This window comes from Nonomuraea sp. NPDC049028, from assembly GCF_043197735.1.
Taxonomy (GTDB): Bacteria; Actinomycetota; Actinomycetes; order Streptosporangiales; family Streptosporangiaceae; genus Nonomuraea.
This window is the reverse complement of record NZ_JBICTR010000010.1, coordinates 432,506-455,050: the sequence shown is the minus strand read 5'-3', so window position 1 is coordinate 455,050 and position 22,545 is coordinate 432,506. Positions and strand designations below refer to the sequence as shown.

At 71.4% G+C, this 22,545-nt stretch carries 19 protein-coding genes; 10 read left to right on the top strand and 9 right to left on the bottom strand.

Going from position 1 to position 22,545, the window contains the following annotated elements; genetic code table 11:
* Position 1: 1 nt before the first annotated feature.
* From ACGFJ2_RS38675 to ACGFJ2_RS38645, 7 genes are read left to right on the top strand one after another with little or no spacing between them, the layout of a single operon-like run.
* Complete coding sequence (locus ACGFJ2_RS38675) at positions 2-199, top strand: hypothetical protein (RefSeq protein ID WP_357940570.1); 198 nt, start codon at positions 2-4, stop codon at positions 197-199.
* Positions 199-588: a hypothetical protein gene (locus tag ACGFJ2_RS38670; protein ID WP_393477025.1), complete on the top strand. Its 390-nt coding sequence runs from the start codon at positions 199-201 to the stop codon at positions 586-588. The genes ACGFJ2_RS38675 and ACGFJ2_RS38670 overlap by 1 nt, the downstream gene beginning before the upstream one ends.
* On the top strand, positions 585-1,313 hold the full coding sequence (locus ACGFJ2_RS38665; RefSeq protein ID WP_357940565.1) for a hypothetical protein: 729 nt from the start codon (positions 585-587) through the stop codon (positions 1,311-1,313). The genes ACGFJ2_RS38670 and ACGFJ2_RS38665 overlap by 4 nt, the downstream gene beginning before the upstream one ends.
* Positions 1,310-2,500 (top strand): FAD-dependent oxidoreductase, encoded by a 1,191-nt coding sequence (locus ACGFJ2_RS38660; RefSeq protein ID WP_357940563.1) that lies wholly within the window; start codon positions 1,310-1,312, stop codon positions 2,498-2,500. Before ACGFJ2_RS38665 ends, ACGFJ2_RS38660 begins: the two co-directional genes overlap by 4 nt.
* A 1-nt stretch (position 2,501) precedes the next feature.
* A complete protein-coding gene (locus ACGFJ2_RS38655) occupies positions 2,502-3,302 on the top strand; it encodes an aspartate/glutamate racemase family protein (RefSeq protein WP_357940561.1) in 801 nt (266 codons plus the stop codon).
* A gap of 5 nt (positions 3,303-3,307) precedes the next feature.
* Positions 3,308-4,285, top strand: a complete 978-nt coding sequence (gene hemB, locus ACGFJ2_RS38650) for a porphobilinogen synthase (protein ID WP_393477020.1) — start codon at positions 3,308-3,310, stop codon at positions 4,283-4,285.
* Between the two features lie 47 nt (positions 4,286-4,332).
* Complete coding sequence (locus ACGFJ2_RS38645) at positions 4,333-7,269, top strand: hypothetical protein (RefSeq protein ID WP_393477017.1); 2,937 nt, start codon at positions 4,333-4,335, stop codon at positions 7,267-7,269.
* A 43-nt stretch (positions 7,270-7,312) separates the two neighbouring features.
* Here the strand turns inward: ACGFJ2_RS38645 and ACGFJ2_RS38640 are convergent, their stop codons facing one another.
* On the bottom strand, positions 7,313-9,229 hold the full coding sequence (locus tag ACGFJ2_RS38640; RefSeq protein ID WP_393477014.1) for a Xaa-Pro dipeptidyl-peptidase: 1,917 nt from the start codon (positions 9,227-9,229) through the stop codon (positions 7,313-7,315).
* Positions 9,230-9,415: 186 nt separating this feature from the next.
* Here ACGFJ2_RS38640 and ACGFJ2_RS38635 point away from each other — a divergent pair, with 186 nt between their 5' ends.
* Both ACGFJ2_RS38635 and ACGFJ2_RS38630 read left to right on the top strand, forming a co-directional pair.
* Complete coding sequence (locus tag ACGFJ2_RS38635) at positions 9,416-10,075, top strand: thermonuclease family protein (RefSeq protein WP_393477011.1); 660 nt, start codon at positions 9,416-9,418, stop codon at positions 10,073-10,075.
* An 81-nt stretch (positions 10,076-10,156) separates the two neighbouring features.
* Complete coding sequence (locus ACGFJ2_RS38630; protein ID WP_393477008.1) at positions 10,157-10,816, top strand: FadR/GntR family transcriptional regulator; 660 nt, start codon at positions 10,157-10,159, stop codon at positions 10,814-10,816.
* 82 nt (positions 10,817-10,898) lie between these two features.
* On the opposite strand, the gene ACGFJ2_RS38625 is transcribed toward ACGFJ2_RS38630, so the two are convergent.
* Positions 10,899-11,537, bottom strand: a complete 639-nt coding sequence (locus ACGFJ2_RS38625; protein WP_393477005.1) for a class I SAM-dependent methyltransferase — start codon at positions 11,535-11,537, stop codon at positions 10,899-10,901.
* A gap of 118 nt (positions 11,538-11,655) precedes the next feature.
* On the bottom strand, positions 11,656-12,234 hold the full coding sequence (locus tag ACGFJ2_RS38620) for a nuclear transport factor 2 family protein (RefSeq protein ID WP_357940546.1): 579 nt from the start codon (positions 12,232-12,234) through the stop codon (positions 11,656-11,658).
* A gap of 194 nt (positions 12,235-12,428) precedes the next feature.
* On the opposite strand from ACGFJ2_RS38620, the gene ACGFJ2_RS38615 reads away from it, so the two are divergent.
* Positions 12,429-12,599 (top strand): hypothetical protein, encoded by a 171-nt coding sequence (locus tag ACGFJ2_RS38615; RefSeq protein ID WP_357940544.1) that lies wholly within the window; start codon positions 12,429-12,431, stop codon positions 12,597-12,599.
* A gap of 18 nt (positions 12,600-12,617) precedes the next feature.
* On the opposite strand, the gene nirD is transcribed toward ACGFJ2_RS38615, so the two are convergent.
* From nirD to ligA, 6 genes are all read right to left on the bottom strand, one after another.
* Complete coding sequence (gene nirD, locus ACGFJ2_RS38610) at positions 12,618-12,947, bottom strand: nitrite reductase small subunit NirD (RefSeq protein ID WP_225289070.1); 330 nt, start codon at positions 12,945-12,947, stop codon at positions 12,618-12,620.
* Complete coding sequence (nirB, locus tag ACGFJ2_RS38605; RefSeq protein ID WP_393477000.1) at positions 12,944-15,376, bottom strand: nitrite reductase large subunit NirB; 2,433 nt, start codon at positions 15,374-15,376, stop codon at positions 12,944-12,946. Before nirB ends, nirD begins: the two co-directional genes overlap by 4 nt.
* Positions 15,373-16,767, bottom strand: a complete 1,395-nt coding sequence (locus ACGFJ2_RS38600; protein WP_357940540.1) for an FAD-dependent oxidoreductase — start codon at positions 16,765-16,767, stop codon at positions 15,373-15,375. Before ACGFJ2_RS38600 ends, nirB begins: the two co-directional genes overlap by 4 nt.
* Positions 16,764-18,800: a molybdopterin-dependent oxidoreductase gene (locus tag ACGFJ2_RS38595; RefSeq protein WP_358174942.1), complete on the bottom strand. Its 2,037-nt coding sequence runs from the start codon at positions 18,798-18,800 to the stop codon at positions 16,764-16,766. The genes ACGFJ2_RS38600 and ACGFJ2_RS38595 overlap by 4 nt, the downstream gene beginning before the upstream one ends.
* Positions 18,793-20,103, bottom strand: a complete 1,311-nt coding sequence (locus ACGFJ2_RS38590; RefSeq protein ID WP_357940536.1) for an MFS transporter — start codon at positions 20,101-20,103, stop codon at positions 18,793-18,795. Before ACGFJ2_RS38590 ends, ACGFJ2_RS38595 begins: the two co-directional genes overlap by 8 nt.
* 184 nt (positions 20,104-20,287) lie before the next feature.
* Positions 20,288-22,381: an NAD-dependent DNA ligase LigA gene (gene ligA, locus ACGFJ2_RS38585; protein ID WP_393476996.1), complete on the bottom strand. Its 2,094-nt coding sequence runs from the start codon at positions 22,379-22,381 to the stop codon at positions 20,288-20,290.
* Positions 22,382-22,545: the final 164 nt, after the last annotated feature.

Here is a 22,545-nt window from a genome sequence, read left to right as displayed (position 1 = left end):
CATGCTCACCATCCAGGTCGAATCCCCAGCAGGACTGGCAGTCGACAGACAACGGGAGTTCGCCGATACCGTGATCGGGGCAGCGGTGGATCTCCTAGGCGTGGAGCGCGGCGAGATACAGCTCGTCCTCACCGACTGGGACGAGGCACGGGCGCGTCGAGAGGCGGCTTTCTGGGCCGCGGCTTGGTCGGGTTGCTGATGACGGCCACCCTGACCCGCCGGACGACCGCCAGCGAGGGCGGAAACGTTCTGGGGGTGTCGTTCCGCTGCCCTTACGGTTCCAGAAGGGTCCCCACGGTGCCGGTGCCGCCTACCGTCCCCGTCGTACAAGCACTGAAGCGCAAGGCGAACGCCGTAGCGGACGCCGAACTCGGCCGGCTGGCCTCCCGTGCCCCCAGCCTGGACGCCGCCGCCCGCGCCGAGATCAGGGACGCCGTCCAGCGAGTGGTCGACGCCTTCCTGTACGAGCCGATCAACCGGGTGACCAACTACGCCGACTCCCCCCTGGGAGAGAGCTACGCGGACGCCTTACGTGAGCTGTTCTCCCTGGAATTACCCGCCTTCGGTCCGGCCGGGAGCGCGGGATGAGCCGGGGCCGGGTCGGCGTGTTCGTACCGCCGGCGAACCCATCGGTGGAGCCCGAACTGGCGCGCCTGTTCGGGTCCCGGGCCGACATGTACGTCAGCCGCTTCCCGGTACGCCCCGGCCTCACCCTGGCGGAGCGGCTGGAGAGCTACAACGAGGTCCTGCCCGCGATGATCTGCTCGTTCGGCGACCTGCCGCTCGACGCACTGGTCATGGCCTGCAGCGGCTCGCGATATCTGTTCGCACCCGAGGAAGATCGCGCGAGGTGCGACAAGCTGAGCGGTGAGGCGGGCATCCCGTTCGCCTCGGCGACCCTGGCGACGCGGGAGGCGCTGGAGCACATCGGGGCGCAGGAGTTCGTGCTCGTCTCGCCGTATCAGCCCTGGCTCACCGAACTCGCCGAACGCTTCTGGGCCGCGGCCGGTCTGCACGTCTCCCGCGTGATACCGGTCAGGGCGCAGGGCGGCTTCTCACCGTACGACGTCACGCCGAACGAGCTGGTCGAGCAGGTGGAGCAGGCAGGACTGCCGTCCGACGCGGTGGTGCTGTTCAGCGGCACCGGGATGTCCACGCTGCCCGCGCTGGGCCCCCTGGGCGCCGGAAACGACCGGGTCCTGCTCACCTCGAACCTGTGCAGCGCCTGGTGGGCGCTGGCGCACGCGACCGGGCAGCCGGTCACGCTCAGCCGGGTGCCGCACCGCCCGGTGGCACAGGGCCGGCCGTCATGAACGGCGTCACCGTGGTCGGCGCCGGCCCGGTCGGGCTGACCGCGGCGCTCACCCTGGCCCGCGCCGGAGTGCCGGTGATGGTGCTGGAGCGAGAGCCGGGCCTCAGCCGCCAGTCGCGCGCCTCGACCTTCCACCCGGCCACGCTCGACCTGCTGCAGGAGCTCGGGATCGCCACCGCGCTGATCTCCCGCGGCCGGGTGGTGGAGCGGGTGCAATGGCGTGACCGGGCGGGCCGGGTGCTGGCCGAGATGCTGATGGGCAGCCTCGACGGCCTGACCGAGCACCCGTTCCGGCTGCACGCCGAGCAGTCCACACTCACCGCGCTGCTGCTGGAGGCGCTGTCGGCCTACCCGGAGGCGGACGTGCGCTTCGGCACCCCGGTCGACGGAGTGGCCGAGGGCGGCACGGGCGTCCGGCTGCGCATCGGCCGTACGTGGGCGCGGGCCCGCTACGTGGTCGCGGCGGACGGCGCGCACAGCACCGTGCGCAGCTCGCTCGGCCTGCCGTTCCCCCGCTCGGAGTATCCGACGCAGGCGCTGCGGATCTTCACCGACTCACCGCTCGACGCGCTGCTGCCCGGCCTGGCGCCGCTGACCTACATCCGCGACTCCCGGCAGTCGTGCAGCCTGCTGGCGCTGCCCGATCACTGGCGGATCATCATCAGGATCCCGCACGACACCCGCGACCCGCTCAATCCCCAGAACGTGGCCAAACTGCTGTTCCGTGCCCTGCCCACCGAGCAGGCGCCGATCCGGGTGATCGGGGCCGACCGCTACAGCCTGGCCCGCGGCGTGCTGGGCGACTACCGGTGCGGGCGGGTGCTGTTCGCCGGGGACGCCGCCCACCTGACCTCCACCGCCGGCGGCCTGAACATGAACGCCGGCATCCACGACGCCGTCGAGATCGGCCAGGTGCTCGCGGCCGTGCTCGGCGGATTCACCGCACCCGCCGCGCTGGACGCGTGGGCCTGGCGGCGGCGCACCGTACTGGTCAACCGGGTGATCCCGCGCAGTGAGGCGCGGGTGGCCGGCGTACAGGACCGGGACAACACCAAGCTGGCGGCGGCCATGGCGGGACTGCGCGCCATCGCCGGCGATCCGGAGTCCACCCGCGCCTACCTGGCGCAAGCCTCGATGCTCGACACCGTTCCATCTGGCCCGACCCCCCATCACGTGAGGCACGGCTGACATGCGCATCTGGTTCCAGAAACACACCGTCGAGGGTCGTTCCGCGCTGCTGGACAAGCTCTACGCCGAGCACTTATCCAAGATCACCGAACCCGGCACCGAGGTGGAGATCCACACGCTGCCGGCCGACACGTACGGCACCGACCTGCCCGAGCACCTGGTCGGATACGGGCAGCTGGGACTGCTGTTCGGCAACTACTTCGCGCAGACGGCCGTGGCGGCCGAACGCGACGGGTGCGCGGCCTGGATCAGCGGCGCGGGGCAGGACCCCGGGCTGGCCGCCGCCCGCTCGCGCGTGTCGATCCCCGTGGTCGGCTACGGCGACGCGGTCTGGCAGGCGGCGCGCATGGAACGCCACCGGCTGGGCCTGATCGGCTTCATCCCGCATCTGGCCGAGCCCATCACCGACAACATCCGGGCGGCGGGCGCCGACCTGGCCTCCTATCAGGTGGTGGAGGACGGCACCACCCTCGTCCAGCGGGCCCTGGCCGAGGACTTCGGGCCGCTGCTGGCCGCCTACACGAAGGCCGCCAAACGGGCGGCGGACGCGGGGGCGCAGTGGCTGGTCCCCGCCGAAGGCATCCCGAACGAGATCCTCGTCCACCTCGGCGTGCACGAACTGCACGGCCTGCCGGTGATCGACCCGGACGGGCTGGCGGTCAAGACGGCCGAACACCTGTGCCACCTGCGCCGGCTCAACATCACCGCGCGCAGCACCTCCGGCTACTGGTTCCGGCTCCCGCCCGCGGACGCCGTCAGGCACGCGGAACGTGTTTTTCTCGGCAAGGTAATCGGAGGCTAGAACCCATGAGCTTCCCCGCGGACCGTCCCCGCCGCCTGCGGCGCACGTCAGCCCTGCGTGGCCTGGTCGCCGAAACGCGGCTGCACCCGGCCGACCTGATCCAGCCGTTGTTCGTCCGCGAAGGACTGGAGGAACCCCGAGAGATCCCCAGCATGCCCGGCCAGGTCCAGCACAGCCGCGACAGCCTGCGCAAGGCCGCCTCGGCCGCGGCCACCGCCGGCGTCGGCGGCCTGCTGATCTTCGGCATCCCGGCCGCCAAGGACCCCGACGGGTACGGCGCCTGGGACCCCTACGGCATCGCGCAGCTGGCCCTCGCCGACGTCGCCGCCGAGGTCGGCGACGCCACCGTGGTGATCAGCGACATCAACCTGGACGAATACACCGAACACGGCCAGGTCGGCATCCTCGACGCGACCGGCGACGTCGACAACGACGCCACCCTGCGCGCCTACGCCCAGGTCGCCATCGCCCAGGCCAACGCCGGCGCCCAGGTGGTGGCCCCGAGCGGCATGATGGACGGCCAGGTCGCCGCCGTCCGCCAGGCGCTCGACCAGGCCGGTCACCATCAGGTGGCGATCCTGGCCTACGCCGCCAAATACGACTCCGCCTTCTACGGCCCGTTCCGCGACGCCGTCGAATCGCGGCTGACCGGCACCCGCTCGACCGCCCAGCAGGACCCCGCCAACAGCCGCGAGGCGCTGCGCGAGGTGCTCCTGGACATCGAGGAGGGGGCCGACATGGTGATGGTCAAACCGGCGGGCCACTACCTGGACATCGTACGCATGGTGGCCGACACGGTCCGCGTGCCGGTCGCCGCCTACCAGACCTCCGGCGAGTACGCGGCGATCGAGGCCGCCGCCGCCCAGGGCTGGCTCATGCGCGATCGGGCCATCCGGGAGAGCCTCATGGCGATCCGCCGGGCCGGCGCCGGGAGCGTGATCACCTACTGGGCTACGGAGATCGCGGAGCAGTTACCCGGCTGAGGCTTCTGGAGGCTTTCTGGACGCTTTTCGGTGACGGTACGCAGGAGGTGGCACGGGTGATGTGGCGGACGCTGACCGACGACGTACGCGAGGAAATCCGCGAGCTGTGCGACGAGTACGGCTCCCACCTCTATGACTATTGCCGCACGGAACTCGCCCAGAGCGAGGCCGAGCTGGCGGTCGCCGGGGCGCTGCTGTCGGCGTACGGCCACACGCACCGGGTCGTCGACTCCTCCCTGGTGCGGCCGTGGCTCTATGGGCTGGCCCGGGCGCATCGCGCGGCCGTGGCCGGCCCGGCGAGCATCGGCTCGTGGTCGCGTTCCGGCCGGATGCCGGACCTGCTGCCCGAGGCCCTGCGCGCGCTGGACGGCCCGCAGCGGGAGCTGCTGGACCTGTCCGTACGGCACGGCCTCGCGCATCAGGAGATCGCCGTGATCTTCGATGTGACGCCTCCGGACGTGGATGTCATCGTGAGCGAGGCGGCCCGCGGGGTCGAGCGCTGGTTCTCCGCCGTCATCGCCGCCCGGTCCGCCAACGGATGTAGCCAGCTCGCGGCCAAGGTGTCGGCCTGGGCGACGACGCCCACGCGGCGCAACCGGGCGCGCATCAGCCGCCACATCCCCACCTGCCCCACGTGCCGGGCGGCGCCCCGGGCCGTGGTGGCGGCCACACTGCTGCGCGAGCTGCCCATCGCCACCGCTCCCCCCACGCTGCGCGACCGCCTGACGTGGGCTCAGCCGCTTCCGGACGCGGGCGAGCTGTGGCGGGTGGACGGGTTCCCCGTGCAGGTTCGGGGGCTGGTCGAGGCCGCCCCGATGTTGATCTCCCCGATCGCCGACCCCACGGCGGCGATCAGGGGTAGCGCCTGGCCGGCGGCGGGCGCGGCTGCCGCCGGCCAGGAACGCAAACCCCACAGGAGCCACCGCGCCCCTGCCCCACCTGGCTTCGGCACCCCGGCATCTGCCCCGTCCCGTTCCGGCTCCCCCGCCGCTGCCCCATCCCGAAGCGACGCCCCGGCCGCCATCCCGCACCAGCGGTCCGATCCGGATGCGATTGCGGCGGCTCTCGAGCACGAGACCACCATTCCGCTCGCCCGGAAGCCCGCTGCCGGGGTCCTCCCGCGACGCACTCCGGCCACCGGCCCGTCCGCGCCCGGCCTCCTGGCCGCCCCCGTCTACGAGGCGCCTGCCGCTCCCCCGCGAGACGTCCCGCCCAGCCGTCCGGCAGCCGGGGATGCGCGTCTGGGTGGGTCCGCGCTGGCTGAGCGGGTCTCACCACCGCCCGACAGGGTCTCGCCATCGGCCGACCGCGTCTCGCCATCGGCTGGGCCGGTCTCGTCGCCGCCGGAGCCGGTCCTGCGGCTGCCCGGGCTGGTCATCGGCGGGCCGCCCGTGCTGAGCGCCCCCGTCAGCGACCCGCCCGTGCGCGACGCGTCGAACGGCCAAGCGCCGCACGGCACGTCGAACGGGCAGGCGCCGCCCGACACCTCGAACGGCCAGGCACCGCCCGACGCGGCCGATCGTGGCCCGGCCGGTGCCGGTCCGCGTGGTCGTCACCCCTTCGGGGATCGCCAGCGGGACGTCCTGGTGGCCACCGCCCGCGACCGGCAGGGTGTCTTCGTCGCGGCCAGCGGCACCCGCCGGGACACCCCCGCCACCAGGAGCCGCCCGGCCCCGTCAGCCCCGGGCAGCCGCCGGGACGCCACGACCACGAGCCCGCACCGGGACGCGACCGCCCCCGGCAACCGCCGGGGTGCCCCCGACACCCACCGGGACGCCCAGACCACCACCGGTGAAGCCCACCGAAACGGACAGCTCGCCACCGCAGACACCAGCCGAAACGGACAGTTCGCCACGACGGGCACCCGGCCCGGCGCCCAGAGCGCGACCCCGACTACGGACGCCCTGATCGCGGGCGCCCAACGGGACGCCCTGATCACTGCTCCCGGCACCCGCTGGGACGCGCCGTTCCCCACGACGGACACCCACGCGGGCAGCTACGGGGGCACCCAGGCCGACGCCCGCGCGGAGGCCCTGTTCACGACCGCGGCCACGCTCCGAGACGCCCTGATCATGGCCACCGGCGAGCACCGAGACCTGCTGGTCGCGACCCAGAGCACCGACGGCGACGCAGAGGACGACGGCCCGGACGGCCCGGGGTCGGAGTTCTGGCGTAACCGTCCGGACGACCAGCAGACCGAGTTCTGGCGCAACCGCCCGGGCGAGTACGAGTCCGACGGCCGGCTCTCCATCCGGTCCATAGCCACAGTGGGGCTGCTCGTCGGCGCCGGGATGCTGGTGGCGAGCCTCGCCTGGTCCGGCATCCAGAGCCGCCACCAGCCCGAGGTGCCCGAGCCGCAGACCAAGCTGTCGGGCCCCGGCAGCGCCCCGGCCGTACCGCCGGGGAGCGGGAGCACCCCCAACCTCATGCTCAACCCCACAGTGGTCCCACCGCCCACGGACGTGCCGGCGCCCCCGACGGCCAACCCGGACTCCAAGATCAGCGACACCGCCACCGGCGAGATCCGGCCGCAGAAGGTGAGTCTGCCCGGCCCCAGGCCACCGGTCGCGAGGCTGTCGCCGTCGTCGATCAACCTGGGCACCCGCCGTACCGGATCATTCGGGCTGGTCTGTCCGGGAAGCTGCAAGATCACCACGGTGTCCGGGACGAAGGGGATCGCGGTCTCCGCGCACGCGTTCCGCGTCCAGGCGCCCGCGTCGCGGCCCGGCTGCCCGGGGCCGCCCGCCACCGAGTTCGGCAAGGTCACCGTACGGTGGACCGGCACGTCCAGCGGTAACGGCCAGAGCACCACGGGCCTCGTTCGCGGCAGCGGGACACTCACCCTGCGCCTGTCCTGGACCGTGGCCAACGCCAAGGGATCGTACGTGTCCGACGGCAAGGGCAGCGGCTACTGGACGAACTGCGGCTGGCCCGCCACCGGCGGCGAGGGAGCCCAGCACCAGCCGCTGCCCGGCTCCGGATGAACCTCCATGTGGTGGCGGGAGGGCCCGCCACCACAGAGCGAATCTAGAAGAACGAGTTCTCCGGCTCCGGCAGGTCGATCCGCGCCGGCCCGCGGAACTGGGTCGTGTCCTTGGGCACGTCGACCAGCGGCGCCCCCTGCGTGAACGGCACGATCACACTGCTCCTGGCCAGGTCGAGCGTGACGTTCGCGCCTGTGCCGGCCTCAGAGGTGTACGTCGTGTCGGTGCCCGCGACCACCAGGGCGATCCGGTGTCCCTTCCGGAAGGTGTAGTCGTGCGGCAGCGTCTGCCACTTGACCCTGCCCCACGTCCCGACCGGCAGCGGCGACGACGCGCTGAGCGAGTCGCGGTTCTGCACGTCGATCCAGCCGCGGGCGACGATCTCGGCGGGCCGCGTCACGGTGTTCGTGATCACCTTGCGGTAGCAGGCGTCGTCGGCGGCGGTGCTGTCGCCGTGGCAGTCCTCCTCGGCGAGCGTGGTGATGCCCTGGCCGCGCCCCCAGTCGACGCGGTTCGCCTCGCCGAAGTCGACGAGCAGGGCGGTCAGGTTGGCGGCCGGCTTGTCGAGCTTGACCCGCAGGTCGGCCGTGGGCGTGCCGGACAGGCGCAGGTCGAGCGGGAGCGCGCCGCTGGTGAACGCCACCCGGCCCGGCTTGGCCGTACCGACGTCGGCGATCATCTCCTCCTCGTCCAGCGGCACGTCCGTGAAGGACGCGCTGGCATCGCGCCTGGCGGCGGCGAGGCCGAGCGAGCCGTCGGCGGCCGGGCGGAGCGGGACGTTCGTCGCGAACGGCGCCGGCCAGTCGCGCTGGGTGATCCACTGCGTCGGGCCGGTCTGCACGTCGGCGCGCGGGGCGTTCATGATCCCATTGCGTACGCCCTGCAGCCAGTAGTCGAACCAGCCGTGCAGCGTGTCCACCCACACGTCCCTGCGACCCTCGAAGTCGAACGGGTCCACGTGCTGGTACTGGCCCACCCAGATCTTGCGCGGTACGTTCCGCTTCGCCAGGGCCTGCCACCAGGTGGAGAAATTGTCCGGCTTGACGTTCAGGTCGTTGGCGGTGTGGACCACGAAGACGCTGGCCCTGACCTTGGAGGCGTCACCGAGGAGGCCGTTGACGTAGTCGCGCTCGGCCCAGAAGGCGTTGTAGTCGCCCGTGGCGTCGCCGTCCTCGGCGTCCATGCGATCCCGTACGGCCTGGCACTTGGCCTCGGGGTCGGTGTCGACGTAGTTGGCCAGCCAGGAGGCGTAGTCGTAGTTGTAGACCACGCCGTTCGAGCGCTGGTACCTGTACCAGGAGCTGATCGCCGAGATCGGCACGATCGTCTCCAGGCCGCGCACACCGGTGGCGGCGACGGCGTTGGCCAGCGTGCCGTCGTAGGACTTGCCGATCATCCCGGCCTTGCCGGTGGTCCAGTCGGCCACGGCCTGGGTGCCGTCCGCGCGGTAGGCCTTGGCCCGGCCGTTCAGCCAGTCCACGACGGCCTTGCCGCCCAGGACGTCCGCCTTGCCGCCGATGTCCGGGCAGCCTTCGGACTTGGTGGTGCCGAGCATGTCGACGTTCAGGACGGCGTAGCCGCGCGGCACGAAGTAGTTGTCATAGAAGAGCGGAAATTTCGTGACATTCCCGGCGGCGTCGTACACCTTCCGCTCGGCCTCGTTGCCGCGTCCGGAATTGTCGTAGTACGGACTCTCGTCGATGATCACCGGCACCTTGAGCCGGGGACCGGACTCCTTCGGCCTGATGATGTCGACACGTACCCTGTCCAGCCGGCCGTCGGAATCGCTGTCGACGCTCGACTCGACGTAGACGTATTCGCGGACGGCGTCCGCGTAGGAGAAGACCGGCTGCGTACGGCCGTTCTCAACGGTGATCCTGGGTCCGGCGGCCGCTTGCGCGGGACTCGCGATCGCCATGGTCAGGGCGACGGCGATGAGGGCCGGGCGTAATTGAGGCACGCGTGTCCTCCGAGACGATGGGCGCCAAAGTACCCGCAATCTCTCACCCGGCAGGGGGCCTGACAAGATCCGGTGCACCTACGTGCAGGGGCGTGTCGGGCGGATTTGGCCGCATCCGGCCAGTGACGTGAGTGCACCTGCGTGAGCGATGAGGCGTCCTCTCCTTCCCGACCACATGGAGGGCCCATGCGCATCATCAGCCTCACCGCTGTCGTCCTGCTCGCCGTTCCCGCTCCCGCGTACGCCGCCGGACCTCCCGCCGGAGTGCCGAAGGGCGCGATGAGCGTACGCGTGGCCAAGATCGTGAACGGCGACACGATCGACGTCACGACCAGCGATGGCAAGAAGACGCGCGTCATGTTCCTGGAGTCGGACGCTCCCGAGCGCGGCCAGTGCTGGGGCAAGGCCGCGACCCAGCGGACGGCGGGGCTGCTGCCGGTCGGCCGGCTCGCGTACGTCCTCGCCGACAAGAAGCCCGTGGACGGCTTCGGCCGCCGGCTGTTCTACGTGTGGAACGCCAAGGGCGTGCACGTCAACCGCAACCTCGTCCGGTACGGCTACGCGAAGGCGGTCCTGGTCAAACCGAACGACCGCTACATCAAGGTGATGCGGAGCGAGGAGGCCGTGGCCAAGCGGCAGAAGCTGCGCATCTGGTCCGGCAAGTGCGACACCGGCACCACGACCCCCACCCCGACTCCCACTCCGACCTCTGGCGCCAACGACCCGCGCTACCGGACCTGCGGTGACGCCAACGCCGCCGGGTACGGCCCGTACCGGAAGGGTGTGGACCCCGAGTACGCCTGGTACCAGGACCGCGACGGCGACGGCCTCGTCTGCGAGCGCTGACCCCGGCCGATGACCGATCACCTGGCGGCCGCTTAGGATACGGTTTCCTTTAGGCAATCACTGAGAAGCGGCGAACGGCTCATGCGAAACGTGGCGCGGACCTCCCTCGTGGACGCCGCGATCGAGGAGCTCCGGGGGGAGATCACCAGCGGCGCGTGGCCGGTGGGGACGAAGATCCCGTCCGAGCTCCGGCTCGCGGAGACCCTCGGCATGAGCCGGCTCTCGGTGCGGGAGGCCGTACGCGTGCTGGCCCACTCCGGGCTGCTGACCACCCGGCAGGGCGACGGCACCTACGTCACGGCGGTCGACGAGTCGCAGGTCGCGCTGGGCAGGCGGCTGGCCAAGGCGGCCGCGATGGACATCATCGACGTGCGGCGCGGCCTCGACATGGTGGCCGCCCGGCTGGCCGCCGGGAAGCGGACCGAAGAGGACCTCACCGGCCTGCGGGAGGCGCTCGTGCGGCGGGACGCGGCCGGGCGGGCGGGCAACGTGGACGCGTTCGCCGACGCGGACGTCGACTTCCACCTGCGGGTGGCGGACGCGGCGCACAACCCGCTGCTCGGCGACCTCTACCGGAGCATGAGCGAGGCGTTGCGCGACAGTGTCCGCCACATGGAGCAGGCGGCGCTGGTGCTCGACGGGTCGCACGAGGAGTTGCTGCGGGCGATCGAGGACGGCGATCCCGGCGCCGCCGTGGCGATCTCCGTCGCCATCCTCGACCAGCAGGAACGCGACCTCTGACAGCCTGGCGAACACTGACGGCCCGGCGGCCGCTGACGGCCCGGCGAAGATCGGCCCGATCCACATCACCGGCGGGCGGTGGCTAAGGTCTGCGGGCCAGTCCGAGAATGTGGGTCAGGGCAGGCGCCCCCGGCGTAGCCCGGTGGACGAACCGGTCGGAGTCCTCGATCACGAACCCCGCCTCCCTGATCGCCGCCCCGGTGTCCCGGTTGGGGCGGCAGTCTCCGGCCATCAGCCGCCACAGCGGAGTGATGAGATCCTGCAGCACGCCCCGTACCGGGTTCGCCGAGCGTACATGCTCGAAGAAGCGCAACTCGCCACCCGGCCTGAGCACCCTGCGCAGCTCGGCCAGCAGCACGCCCGAGTCGGGGACGGAGCACAGCACCAGCGACACCACGGCCGCGTCGAACGACCCGGCCTCGTACGGCAACGAACCGCCATGCCCCCGCACCACCGTGACGGGTACCGGCGCCAGGGCCGCGGCCCGCTCTCCCAGCGCGCGCAGCCGGTCCTCCGGCTCGATGGCGACGACCTCGGAGACCTGCGGGGGATAGTGCGGGAAGTTCAGCCCGTTTCCGGCGCCCACCTCCACCACCCGGCCGCTGAGCCCGGACAGCAACCGGCGCCGCAGCCCGGTCATGCCGTGCCGCTCGGCCTCGGCGCTGAGCCGCTCGTACATGCGGGCGAAGCGCGGATGCTGAAACGCCGAAAGGTCCTGCATGCCCCCACGCTAATTCGCCCCAAGGTCCACCGCGCATGGCCATGGCCGCCACTGTGGCGGCCATGGTCTCGCTGGGGGCTGGTTCCGTCAGGGGCTTACGAGCGCTGACCCGGCCCGCTCACTCCGACACGGTGTTGTTGATGTAGCGCTCGATCTTCCACTCACCGCCGGACTTCTTGAGCAGGAAGAACTCCCGGTACTTCTCGCTGCCCTCGGTGCTGGTGGTCCGGACGAAGGCCACATCGCCCATCATGCGGGTCTCGTCGATGGTGTGCGTGGCGATCATCTTCGCCTTGAACAGCTCCTTGAACAGTGTGGTCAGCGCGTCGGTGCCCTGTGCGGTCGGCTTGCCCTCCACGGCCGCCATTCCGTCGGTGGCGAACGCCTCGACGGCCTTGTCCGGCTCTCCGGCCTTGGCGGCGTCGAAGAACGCCATCACGGCCGCGCGCGGCGTGGTCATCGGCGCCATGGACGCGCTCTCGGATGGTTCGGGGCTCATGTTGCCCGACTCGGACGGCATCGGGCTCATGTTGCCCGACTCCGATTCGTACGGTGTCGGGCCTGATTCGGAGGGCATCGGCGATGCCACCGCGCCCATGAGTCGCATATCGTTACCGCCTGCGGCACAGCCCGTGACGAGCAACGCCGGGACGACTGCCGCCAGCAGGAGTGCTCTGGCCTGGGATTTTGTGCTCATAGCGGGGTGATTCCCCGCAAAAGCCGTCACGAATGCGCCATTTGTCCACTTCGGACGACCCCTTTACCAGCTGCCGCCTCAGCCCCTGGGATTGCTCACAGTAACCTTCACAGGAGTTGATGAGATCGTTCAGAGGTTGGATCGTTGCCGGGCCGCGACCAAACGGCCGCCGCCTCGCCGATAGCGTCCAACGAGTGCCGCACCTGGAGACCATCCTGAGCACTACCCCCGAACCCGAGCCCCTGCCGCAACGCGACGACGCGGAGCGCTGCGACAGCGTCGACTCCGATCGGCGCTGTGTCCTGCCGGTGGGACATCAGGCCGCCCACGTGTACCCACCGGCGGACGTATTGGCCGAACCATAGAAGCGACCCGGGCGTTCGCTAGGCGCCCGTACCCACCTGCACCAGCCCGGCCTCCACCCGTATCGGATAAACCGGGACAGAGAACTCCGGCTCATCCAGACACACCCCGCTCACCAGCGAGAACACCTGCTTGTGCAGGGGCGATGCCACAGTCGGCTCCCCCTGCCGGGTGCCGACGATACCCCGCGACAGCACCTGCGCCCCGCTGAACGGGTCCAGGTTGCCGATCGCGTGGACGGTACCGTCGAAGGTACGGAAGACGGCCACCTGCCGACCGTCCACCAGAGCGCACACCCCGCGCTCCGGCAGCAGTCCCTGATAGCCACAGACTGGGATCCAACCACTCATCGCGCAGCCACCTCCACGGGCTTGATCTGGTCGCGTTCGGTCTCGAAGACGATGGACGGGTCAGGGACCCCGGGCGCGTTGACGAAGCTCACGAACCTGCCGAGCTTGTCCGGGTCATCGATGGTCGTCTGCCATTCGTCCACGTACGTGGCGACATGGTGCTCCATCTGGGCATCCAGCTCGGCGCAGATCCCCAGGGAGTCGTCGATGATCACCTGCCGCAGGTAGTCGAGTCCGCCGTCGAGCGACTCCAGCCAGGCGGCGGTGCGCTGCAGCCGGTCGGCCGTCCGTATGTAGAACATGACGAACCGGTCGATCGTCCTGATCAGCTCCTCGGTGGTCAGATCCGCCGCCAGCAGGTCGGCGTGGCGCGGCTTGAAGCCGCCGTTGCCGCCGACGTACAGGTTCCAGCCCTGCTCGGTGGCGATGACCCCGAAGTCCTTCGAGCGGGCCTCCGCGCACTCACGGGCGCAGCCGGACACGGCCGACTTGAGCTTGTGCGGCGCGCGCAGGCCGCGGTAACGCAGCTCCAGGTCGATGGCCAGGCCGACGGAGTCCTGGACGCCGTAGCGGCACCAGGCCGAGCCGACGCACGACTTCACCGTACGCAGCGCCTTGCCGTACGCGTGGCCCGATTCGAACCCGGCGTCCACCAGCCGCCGCCAGATCTGCGGCAGCTGCTCGACGCGGGCCCCGAACAGGTCGATCCGCTGCCCTCCGGTGATCTTGGTGTAGAGGCCGAAGTCGCGGGCCACCTCGCCGATCACGATGAGCTTGTCGGGGGTGATCTCGCCGCCTGGGATGCGCGGGACGACCGAGTAGGTGCCGTTCTTCTGGATGTTGGCCAGGAAGGCGTCGTTGGTGTCCTGCAGGGCCGCCCGCTCGCCGTCCAGAACGTGCCCGTTGTGCAGCGAGGCCAGGATCGAGGCCACGGCCGGCTTGCAGATGTCGCAGCCCCTGCCCTGCCCGTGCGCGGAGACCAGCTCCGAGAAGGTGGTGATGCCGCGCACCCTGACGATGTCGTACAGCTCGGCCCTGGAGTAGGCGAAGTGCTCGCACAGCGCCTTGCTCAGCTCGACCCCGGACTTCTCCAGGAGCTGCTTGAGCATCGGCACGCAGCTCCCGCAGGTGGTGCCCGCCCGCGTGCACGCCTTGACCCCGGGCACGTCGGTGAGCGCCTTGTCGGCGATGGCGGTGCGGACCGTCCCCGCGCTGACGTTGTTGCACGAGCACACCTGCGCGTCGTCGGGCAGCTCCAGCTCCGCCCCCGACCCGGTGAACAGCAGGTCGGACGGCGCCGCGGGCAGCGGCTTGCCGACGAAGGGCCGCAGCGACCCGTACGGCGAGGCGTCGCCGACGCAGATGCCGCCGAGCAGCGTCTTGGCGTCGTCGCTGATGAACAGCCTCTTGTAGACGCCGGCCACCGGGTCCATGTAGGTGACGTCGAGCGCCCCGTCCATCGCGCCGAACTGCGCCACCTCGACGCCGAGCAGCTTCAGCTTGGTGGACATGTCGGCCCCGTCGAAGGTGGCGGCCCCGCCCAGGATGCGGTCCGCGGCCACCTCCGCCATGGTGAAGCACGGCCCGACCAGCCCGTACACCATGCCGCCCGCCAGCGCGCACTCGCCGATCGCGTAGATCGCCGGGTCCGAGGTGCGCATCCCGGTGTCCACCGCGATGCCGCCGCGCTCGCCGACCTCCAGCCCACTGGCGCGGGCGAGCTCGTCGCGCGGCCTGATCCCGGCGGAGAAGACGACGATCTGGGCGTCGAGCAGCGTTCCGTCGGGCTTGCGCAGCCCGGTGACGCCGCGCTCGCCCGCGACGATCTCCTGGACGCCCGCGCCCGCGTGCACGCTGAGCCCGAGCCCCTCGATGTGGCTCTTGAGCACCGAGCCGCCGCCCTCGTCGACCTGCCGGGGCATCAGCCAGGGGCTCATCTCCACGATGTGCGTCTTGAGCCCGAGCCCGCGCAGCGCGTCGGCGGCCTCCAGACCGAGCAGCCCGCCGCCGACCACCACGCCGTCGGTCGCGTCCTTGGCGGCCATCCTGATCGCGTCGAGGTCGTCGATCGTCCGGTAGACGTAGGCGTGCTCCGCGCCCGGCACCGGCGGCACGAACGGCGCCGACCCGGTCGCCAGCACGAGCACGTCATACGACTCGGCCGACCCGTCGGCCAGCGTGACCGTGCGGGCCGCGCGGTCGATCCCGGTGACGCGCCCGCCGAGCCTGGTCACCGTGCCCGGCGGCACCGGGTAGATGAGGTCCTCGACGCTGGTCCCCGACAGGTAGGAGGTCAGCGCCACCCGGTCGTACGCGGGGCGGGGCTCCTCGCCGATCACCGTGACCTGGCCGCCGAAGCCCCGCTCGTGCAGCGTTTCGACGAGCCGGTGGGCGGTGGGTCCGTAACCGACGACAACGATCTTGCTCATGCCGAGATCCCTTCCTGCTCACACAGCCAGCCGACGATGCCCTCCACGGCATCCCGGCACGTCCCACACCCGGTCGTGGCCCTGGTCGCGGCCGCCACTCCGGCCACGTCCCGCGCGCCGGCCTCCCAGCACGCTCTGATCTGACCCTTGGTCACGTTGTTGCACTGGCAGACCTTGGCCGCGTCGGGCATCAGCACCGGGCTGTCGGCCACGGTGACCGCCCCCAGGCCGGGGAACAGCAGCCCGGCCCGATCGCCCGGCAGCGGCCCGCCGCGGTCGAACAGCTGGGTGAGCGTGCCGACGGCGTCGGTGTCACCCAGCAGGATCGCGCCGACCAGCCGGCCGTCGCGGATGACGAGTTTGCGGTACGTACCGCGGGCCCGGTGGGTGAAGCGGACCACCTCGGCGTGCTCCTCGGTGAGGTGGGTCTCGCCCATCGCGGCCAGCTCCACGCTCCTGGCCTTGAGCCTGGTCACCAGCCGCGAGCCCCGGTAGAGCGCCTTGCCGCCGGTGATGACCTCCGCGGCGACCGCCGCCTGCTCCCAGGCGGGGGCGACCAGGCCGTAGACGGTGCCGTCGTGCTCGGCGCACTCGCCGATCGCGAACACCGCCGGGTCCTCGGTACGCATCTCGTCGTCCACGACGATGCCCCGCCGTACGTTCAGGCCCGACTCCTTGGCCAGGGCCGTCATGGGCCGCACGCCGCAGGCCAGCACGACGAGGTCGCCCTCGACCAGCTCGCCGTCGGCCAGCCGTACGCCCTCCTCCAGGATGGCCTCGGCCGTCACGCCGGTGCGGATGTCCACGCCCAGCCCGGTGAGCGTCTCGCCGAGCACCAGCCCGGCCTCGGCGTCCAGCTGCCGCTCCATCAGATGGCCGGCCAGGTGCAGCAGCGTCACGGGCAGGCCGCGCCCGGCGAGCCCGCGCGCCGCCTCGATGCCGAGCAGGCCGCCGCCGACCACCACCGCCCTGCGTCCGTGTTCGGCCGCCGCCAGGATGCGGTGGCAGTCGTCGAGCGTGCGGAACGGGATCGCCAGCTCGGCTCCCGGCACCGGCGGGACGACCGCCTCGCTGCCGGTGGCCAGGACCAGCACGTCGTACGGCGTGCTCCGACCGTCGGCGGTGATCACCGTCTGGGCGTTCCTGTCGACGCGCACCACCTCGGTGCCGAAGACGGCCTCGACGCCGTGCGTGGCGTACCAGCTCGGGTCGAGCAGCCGCACCTGGTCGGGCCCCGAGCTCCCGGCCAGGACGTTGGACAGCAGCACCCGGTTGTAGGGCTGCCAGGTCTCGGCGCCGAACACGGTGACCGGCATGTGCGGATCACGTGCCCGCACCTCACCGACCAGCCGCGACCCGGCCATTCCGTTCCCCACTACGACGAGCCTCATGCGACCTTCTCCACCCTGACGGCGCAGACCTTGAACTCCGGCATCCGCGATGACGGATCGAGCGCGGGATTGGTCAGACGGTTGGCTCCCTCCCAGTGGAACGGCATGAAGACGGTGTCGCGCCTGATCGAGTCGCTGACCCTGGCGACCCCTGTGCTCTCGCCCCGCCGACTGAGCACCCGGACGACGTCTCCGGCGGTGATGGCCAGTTGTTCGGCGAGGTCGGGATGGAGCTCGACGAACGGCTCCGGCGCGGCCTTGGACAGGGCGGCGATCCTGCGGGTCTGCGCGCCGCTCTGGTACTGGGCGAGCACGCGGCCCGTGGTCAGGTAGACCGGGTAGTCGTCGTCGGGCTCCTCGGCCGCGGGCCGGTGCTCGACGGGCACGAACCTGGCGCGCCCGTCAGGGGTGGCGAAGGAGTCGAGGAACGGGCGCGGCCGTCCGGGGTCGTCCGGCGACGGACACGGCCAGAACACGCCGGTCTCCTCGGTGATCCGCTCGTAGGTGATGCCCGCGTAGTCGGCCACCCCGCCCGCGCTGGCGCGGCCCAGCTCCTCGAACACCTCTCGCGGCTCGGCCGAGAACCGGTGGCCGAGCCGGGCGGCCAGCTCCCGGACGATCTCCAGGTCGCTTCTGACCCCTTCGGGAGCGGGTACGGCCTGGCGGCGCAGCAGGACCCGGCCCTCGAGGTTCGTCATCGTGCCGGTCTCCTCGGCCCACTGCGTCACGGGGAAGACCACGTCGGCCCGCGCGGCCGTCTCCGACAGCACGATGTCGCAGACCACCAGCAGGTCCAGCGCGTCAAGCCGTTCGGTCACGTGCGCGGAGCGCGGCGCGGAGACCACCGGGTTGGAGCCGAAGACCAGCAGGGCGCGCGGCCCCTGGGGCGTCCCGAGCGCGTCGAGCAGCTCGTAGGCCGAGCGTCCCGGGCCGGGCAGCTCCTCGGGTCGTACGCCCCAGATCGCGGCGACGTGCTCGCGGGCGGCCGGGTCGTCGATCTTGCGGTAGCCGGGCAGCTGGTCGGCCTTCTGACCGTGCTCCCTGCCGCCCTGGCCGTTGCCCTGGCCGGTCAGGCATCCGTACCCGGAGCCGGGGCGGCCGGGCAGTCCCAGCGCCAGGGCCAGGTTGATGAACGCGGTGACGGTGTCGGTGCCCTTGGCGTGCTGCTCGGCCCCCCGTCCGGTCAGCACGGCGGCCCGTCCGGCCGAGGCGAGCGCGCGTACGGCCTCGCGCATCCTGGCCACCGGCACGCCGGTGACGCGCTCGACCCGCTCGGGCCACCAGGACGCGAGCGACGTACGGACCTGCTCGAAGCCCGAGGTCCTGGCGGCGACGTAGTCCTCGTCGACGAGCCCTTCGGCGATGACCAGGTGCAGCAGCCCGAGGGCGAGCGCCAGGTCGGTGCCCGGCGTGGGCTGCAGGTGCAGCCAGGCCAGCTTGGCCGTCGCGGTGCGGCGGGGGTCGATGACGATGAGGCGCGGCCCGGTCAGGTGGCGGACGAAGGGCGGCATGGTCTCGGCGACGTTCCCGCCGGCCAGCAGGACGACGTCGGTCTCGGCCAGGTCGGTGATGGGGAACGGCAGGCCGCGGTCCAGCCCGAACGCCCTGAGCGAGGCGGCCGCGGCCGACGACATGCAGAAGCGGCCGTTGTAGTCGATCTGGCTGGTGCCGAGCGCGACCCTGGCGAACTTGCCGAGCTGGTACGCCTTCTCGTTGGTCAGCCCGCCGCCGCCGAACACGGCCACTCCGTCGGGGCCGTGCACGGCGCGTATGGCGGTCAGCCGGTCGGCGACGTAGTCGAGGGCGGTTTCCCAGGCCACGGGCCGGCCGTGGAGCAGCGGCGTGGTCAGGCGCTCGCCGTTGGTCAGCAGGTCGGCCGCGGTCCAGCCCTTCTGGCACAGGGCGCCGCCGGAGTTGGCCGGTACGTCGGTGCGCGGGGTGATCGTGATGTCGGTCCCCGTGGCAGTGATCGTCATGCCGCACTGGAGGGCGCAGTACGGGCAGTGGGTCTCTGTCGTGCGGTCCTCAGACACGAGCGTGGGCCAGACTGCCGACCAGCGAGACGCCGACCTTGCGCGTGTAGCACCACCAGGTGAGCGCGAAGCAGGCCACGTAGAAGGCGCCGAACCCGACGAACGCGGTGGCCGGGCTGCCCGTCTCGGCGAACGACATCCCGAACGCGCGGTTGATGAGGAAGCCGCCGAGCGCCCCGACCGCGGAGATGATCCCGATGGCGGCGGACGCCTGCCGCTTGCCGTGCATCAGGGCCTCCTCGCCGGTGCCGCGCTCGGCCACCGCCTTGGCCTGGAAGATCGCGGGGATCATCCGGTAGGTGGAGCCGTTGCCGACGCCCGCCGTGAGGAACAGCATCTGGAAGGCCAGGAAGAACAGCCAGAAGTCGCCCGAGGTGCTGCCGAGCCAGACCAGGACCACACCGACGCCCATGGCGGCGAAGTTCCACAGGGTCACCGGCGCGCCGCCCTTCTTGTCGGCCAGCCAGCCGCCCACCGGCCTGATCAGCGAGCCGAGCAGCGGGCCGACGAACGCCACCGCCGCCCACGGCGAGCTGGGGAACAGGCTCTTGGCCAGCAGCGGGAAGGCCGTGGAGTAACCGATGAACGAGCCGAACGTGCCGATGTACAGGAACGACATGATCCACGTCTGCGCCCGCCCGGCCACCGCCAGCTGCTCGCGCGGCTTGGCCCTGGCGCTCGACAGGTTGTCCATGAAGAACCACGCGCAGGCGGCGGCCACGACGGCCAGCGGCACCCAGAACCACCCGGCGGCGGCCAGCCCGAACCCGCCGATCACCAGCGGCATGACCAGCTGCACGGAGCTGACCCCGATGTTGCCGCCGGCCGCGTTCAGCCCGAGGGCCACGCCTTGCCGCGAGCGCGGGTAGAAGTAGGTGATGTTCGCCATGCTTGAGGCGAAGTTGCCGCCGCCGACCCCGGCCAGCGCCGCGATCACCAGGAACATCCAGTACGGCGTGCCCGGATCGCTGACCGCCAGCCCGAGCAGCACCGCGGGGATGACCAGCAGCAACGCGCTGACCGTGGTGAATGTGGCTCCGCCGAACCTGGCCGGCCCGAAGGTGTAGGGGACACGCAGCACGGAGCCGATGAGGTTGGGCAGCGCCACCAGCCAGAAGAGCTGGTCGGTGGAGAAGTCGTAGGCGCCCATCTTGGCGGCCACGATGCTCCACAGCGTCCACACCGTGAACCCGAGGTGCTCGGCCAGGATCGAGAAGGCGAGATTGCGCCGGGCGATCCGCTTGCCGGTGCTCTCCCAGAAAGCCTTGTCGTCGGGGTGCCACTCGGCGATCCAGCGCGCCATCGTTCCTCCTACACTCGGCTCACTCGGCCGCTCGGCTCACTTGGCCCACTTGGCCACTCGGCGGCTCGAACTCGAATGTAGGAATCGCGCGTTACGCACTTTGACGATCCGTGGCTGTGCGTTCGTTACATGTAACTCACTGGCGTAACGGGCAATACACATGTGTCACTGAGGAAACCTGCTGTTAATCCAGGCTTTCACTGGTGTAGGCGGCGACCAGCTCGGCGAACTCCTCAGGGGTGACGATCCGCACCCCGAGCTGCTCGGCTTTGGCCCGCTTCGACCCCGCCTTCTCCCCGGCTACCAGGAGTGACGTCCGGGCTGAGACGCTCGACGACGACTTGCCCCCGGCACGCTCGACCAGCTCGTTGACCTCGTTGCGGGTCAGCTCCGCCAGCGTCCCGCTCATGGCACCGGTCACCACCACCGACATCCCGTCCAGCGGCCGTGCCTCCTTCGGCTCGCCATTCGGCTCCTCGCCCGCCGGCAGACGCGTGGCGGCCCCGGGCTCGGTCATGTTGACCCCCGCGGCCACCAGCTTGTCGATCAGGTCGGTGAGCTCGGCCAGCTCGGCGACCAGCAGCGCGGCCTTCTCCGGCCCGACGCCCTCCACCTCCTGCACCCCGTCGGCCCCGGCGGCGCGGATGGCGTCCATCGTGCCGAAGTGACGAGCGATGCGGCGGGACATGGACCGCCCGGTGCCACGCACGCCCAGCGCGCAGAAGACCCTGCTCAGCGGTTGGCCCTTGGCCCGCTCGATGGCGGCCAGCAGGTTGTCGGTGCTGGTCTCACCCATCCGCTCCAGGCCCAGCAACTGCTCGCGGGTCAGGAAGAACAGGTCGGCGAAGTCGACGATCAGCCCGGCGTCGAGCATCTGCTGGATCCGGTTTTCCGCGAGGCCCTCGATGTCGAGGGTGTCACGGCCGACGGCGTACGCGATGGAGGCGATCGCCCGGCACTGGCGCCCGCGCACGCATCGCCAGCGCTCCTGCGAGGAGTCGATGGCGTCACCGCACGACGGGCAGACCTGCGGGATCTCGATCGGCCGCTCGTCACCCGTGCGCAGGTGCACCACCGGGGCCTCCACGCGCGGGATGACGTCGCCCGCCTTGTAGACGGTCACGCTGTCGCCGAGCATCAGGCCGCGGCGGGTGATGTCGGCGACGTTGTGCAGGGTGGCGTAGGTGACGGTGCTGCCGTCGAGCTCCACCGGCTCCAGCACGGCCCGGGGGGCGATGATGCCGGTGCGGCCGGTGTTCCACTCCACGCCGATCAGCTTGGTGATCTTCTCGGTGGCGGGCAGCTTGTAGGCGATCGCCCAGCGCGGCGCCCGTGAGCTGAACCCGGCCGCCACCTGGTCGACCGCCAGATCACACTTGATCACGATGCCGTCGATGCCGAACGGCAGCTCCGGCCGGGCCGCGGCGATCTCCCCGACGCGCTCCTGCACCCGCTCCAGCGACTCGGTCGTGATGCCCGCGACCGGCGTGGCCGCCGTGGTCTGCACTCCCTGCCCGGCCACCCACTCCATGATCTCGCTGTGCGGCAGCTCGCGCAGGCGCAGGGCCAGCTCGGAGCTGTCGTCGGGGTGGGGCAGCGCGCCGTAGCCGAAGAACGTCAGCTCGCACGCGTATGGCCGGTCCTGTGCCCGCAGCGTGCCCGCCGCCGCGCTGCGCGGATTGGCGAACGTGGTGCCGTCGTGCGCCTGCCGCTTGGCGCAGGCGTCCTCGAACTGCGAGGCGGTCATCATCACCTCACCGCGCAGCTCCACCGTGACCGCCTCGGCCAGCCGGTCGGGCAGGCCGACGATGGTGCCGATGGCGTGGGAGACATCCTCGCCGGCGACGCCGTCTCCCCGGGTCACCAGCTGCGTCAGGCGACCGTGCCGGTAACGTGCCGAGATCGCCAGGCCGTCGAGCTTGGGCTCCACGCTCCAGGCGGCCACCGCCCGCCCCAGCCTCCGCTCCAGCCCGGCGGCCCATTCAGCCAGCTGCTCGGCACCGAACACGTTGTCCAGACTCAGCATGGGCACGGTATGCGGCACATCCCCGACCACCGCCCCGCCGGCCACCTTCCCGGTCGGCGAGTTGGGCAGCACTTGGTCGGGATGCTCGGCCTCATATGCCTCGATGCCACGGACCAGCCGGTCGTAGGTGTCGTCGTCGCGGGTGGAGGTGCCGTCGGTGTAGTAGGCGGCGGCGGAGTCGACAGCAAGCTGCACGGCTTCGGCGTAGGCCGTTTCGTCGGCCAGGTGTGTGATCGGGGGCTCCTCGTTCATGGTCCAATCATGCCCGCCGGCACCGACAGTTCTGGGCCGGAGATCTGGGGCCTGAGCTGCGCTTGAACTGGCCTGCCCGCATCCGCCTCACCGGCGCCGTGCCGCGCCCGGCCAGGCCGGTGGCCCTCGCGGACGCCGCGACGCCGATCAGCGCGGGACACCCA

Bases quoted from the DNA above. Each gene is read 5' to 3' on its own strand.
- ACGFJ2_RS38590 (WP_357940536.1), bottom strand. From the start codon at position 20,103: ATGGCGCGCTGGATCGCCGAGTGGCACCCCGACGACAAGGCTTTCTGG.
- ACGFJ2_RS38625 (WP_393477005.1), bottom strand. From the start codon at position 11,537: ATGCAGGACCTTTCGGCGTTTCAGCATCCGCGCTTCGCCCGCATGTAC.
- ACGFJ2_RS38670 (WP_393477025.1), top strand. From the start codon at position 199: ATGACGGCCACCCTGACCCGCCGGACGACCGCCAGCGAGGGCGGAAAC.
- ACGFJ2_RS38600 (WP_357940540.1), bottom strand. From the start codon at position 16,767: ATGAGGCTCGTCGTAGTGGGGAACGGAATGGCCGGGTCGCGGCTGGTC.
- hemB (WP_393477020.1), top strand. From the start codon at position 3,308: ATGAGCTTCCCCGCGGACCGTCCCCGCCGCCTGCGGCGCACGTCAGCC.
- ACGFJ2_RS38655 (WP_357940561.1), top strand. From the start codon at position 2,502: ATGCGCATCTGGTTCCAGAAACACACCGTCGAGGGTCGTTCCGCGCTG.
- ACGFJ2_RS38665 (WP_357940565.1), top strand. From the start codon at position 585: ATGAGCCGGGGCCGGGTCGGCGTGTTCGTACCGCCGGCGAACCCATCG.
- ACGFJ2_RS38635 (WP_393477011.1), top strand. From the start codon at position 9,416: ATGCGCATCATCAGCCTCACCGCTGTCGTCCTGCTCGCCGTTCCCGCT.
- nirB (WP_393477000.1), bottom strand. From the start codon at position 15,376: ATGAGCAAGATCGTTGTCGTCGGTTACGGACCCACCGCCCACCGGCTC.
- ACGFJ2_RS38660 (WP_357940563.1), top strand. From the start codon at position 1,310: ATGAACGGCGTCACCGTGGTCGGCGCCGGCCCGGTCGGGCTGACCGCG.
- ligA (WP_393476996.1), bottom strand. From the start codon at position 22,381: ATGAACGAGGAGCCCCCGATCACACACCTGGCCGACGAAACGGCCTAC.
- ACGFJ2_RS38675 (WP_357940570.1), top strand. From the start codon at position 2: ATGCTCACCATCCAGGTCGAATCCCCAGCAGGACTGGCAGTCGACAGA.
- ACGFJ2_RS38630 (WP_393477008.1), top strand. From the start codon at position 10,157: ATGCGAAACGTGGCGCGGACCTCCCTCGTGGACGCCGCGATCGAGGAG.
- ACGFJ2_RS38620 (WP_357940546.1), bottom strand. From the start codon at position 12,234: ATGAGCACAAAATCCCAGGCCAGAGCACTCCTGCTGGCGGCAGTCGTC.
- nirD (WP_225289070.1), bottom strand. From the start codon at position 12,947: ATGAGTGGTTGGATCCCAGTCTGTGGCTATCAGGGACTGCTGCCGGAG.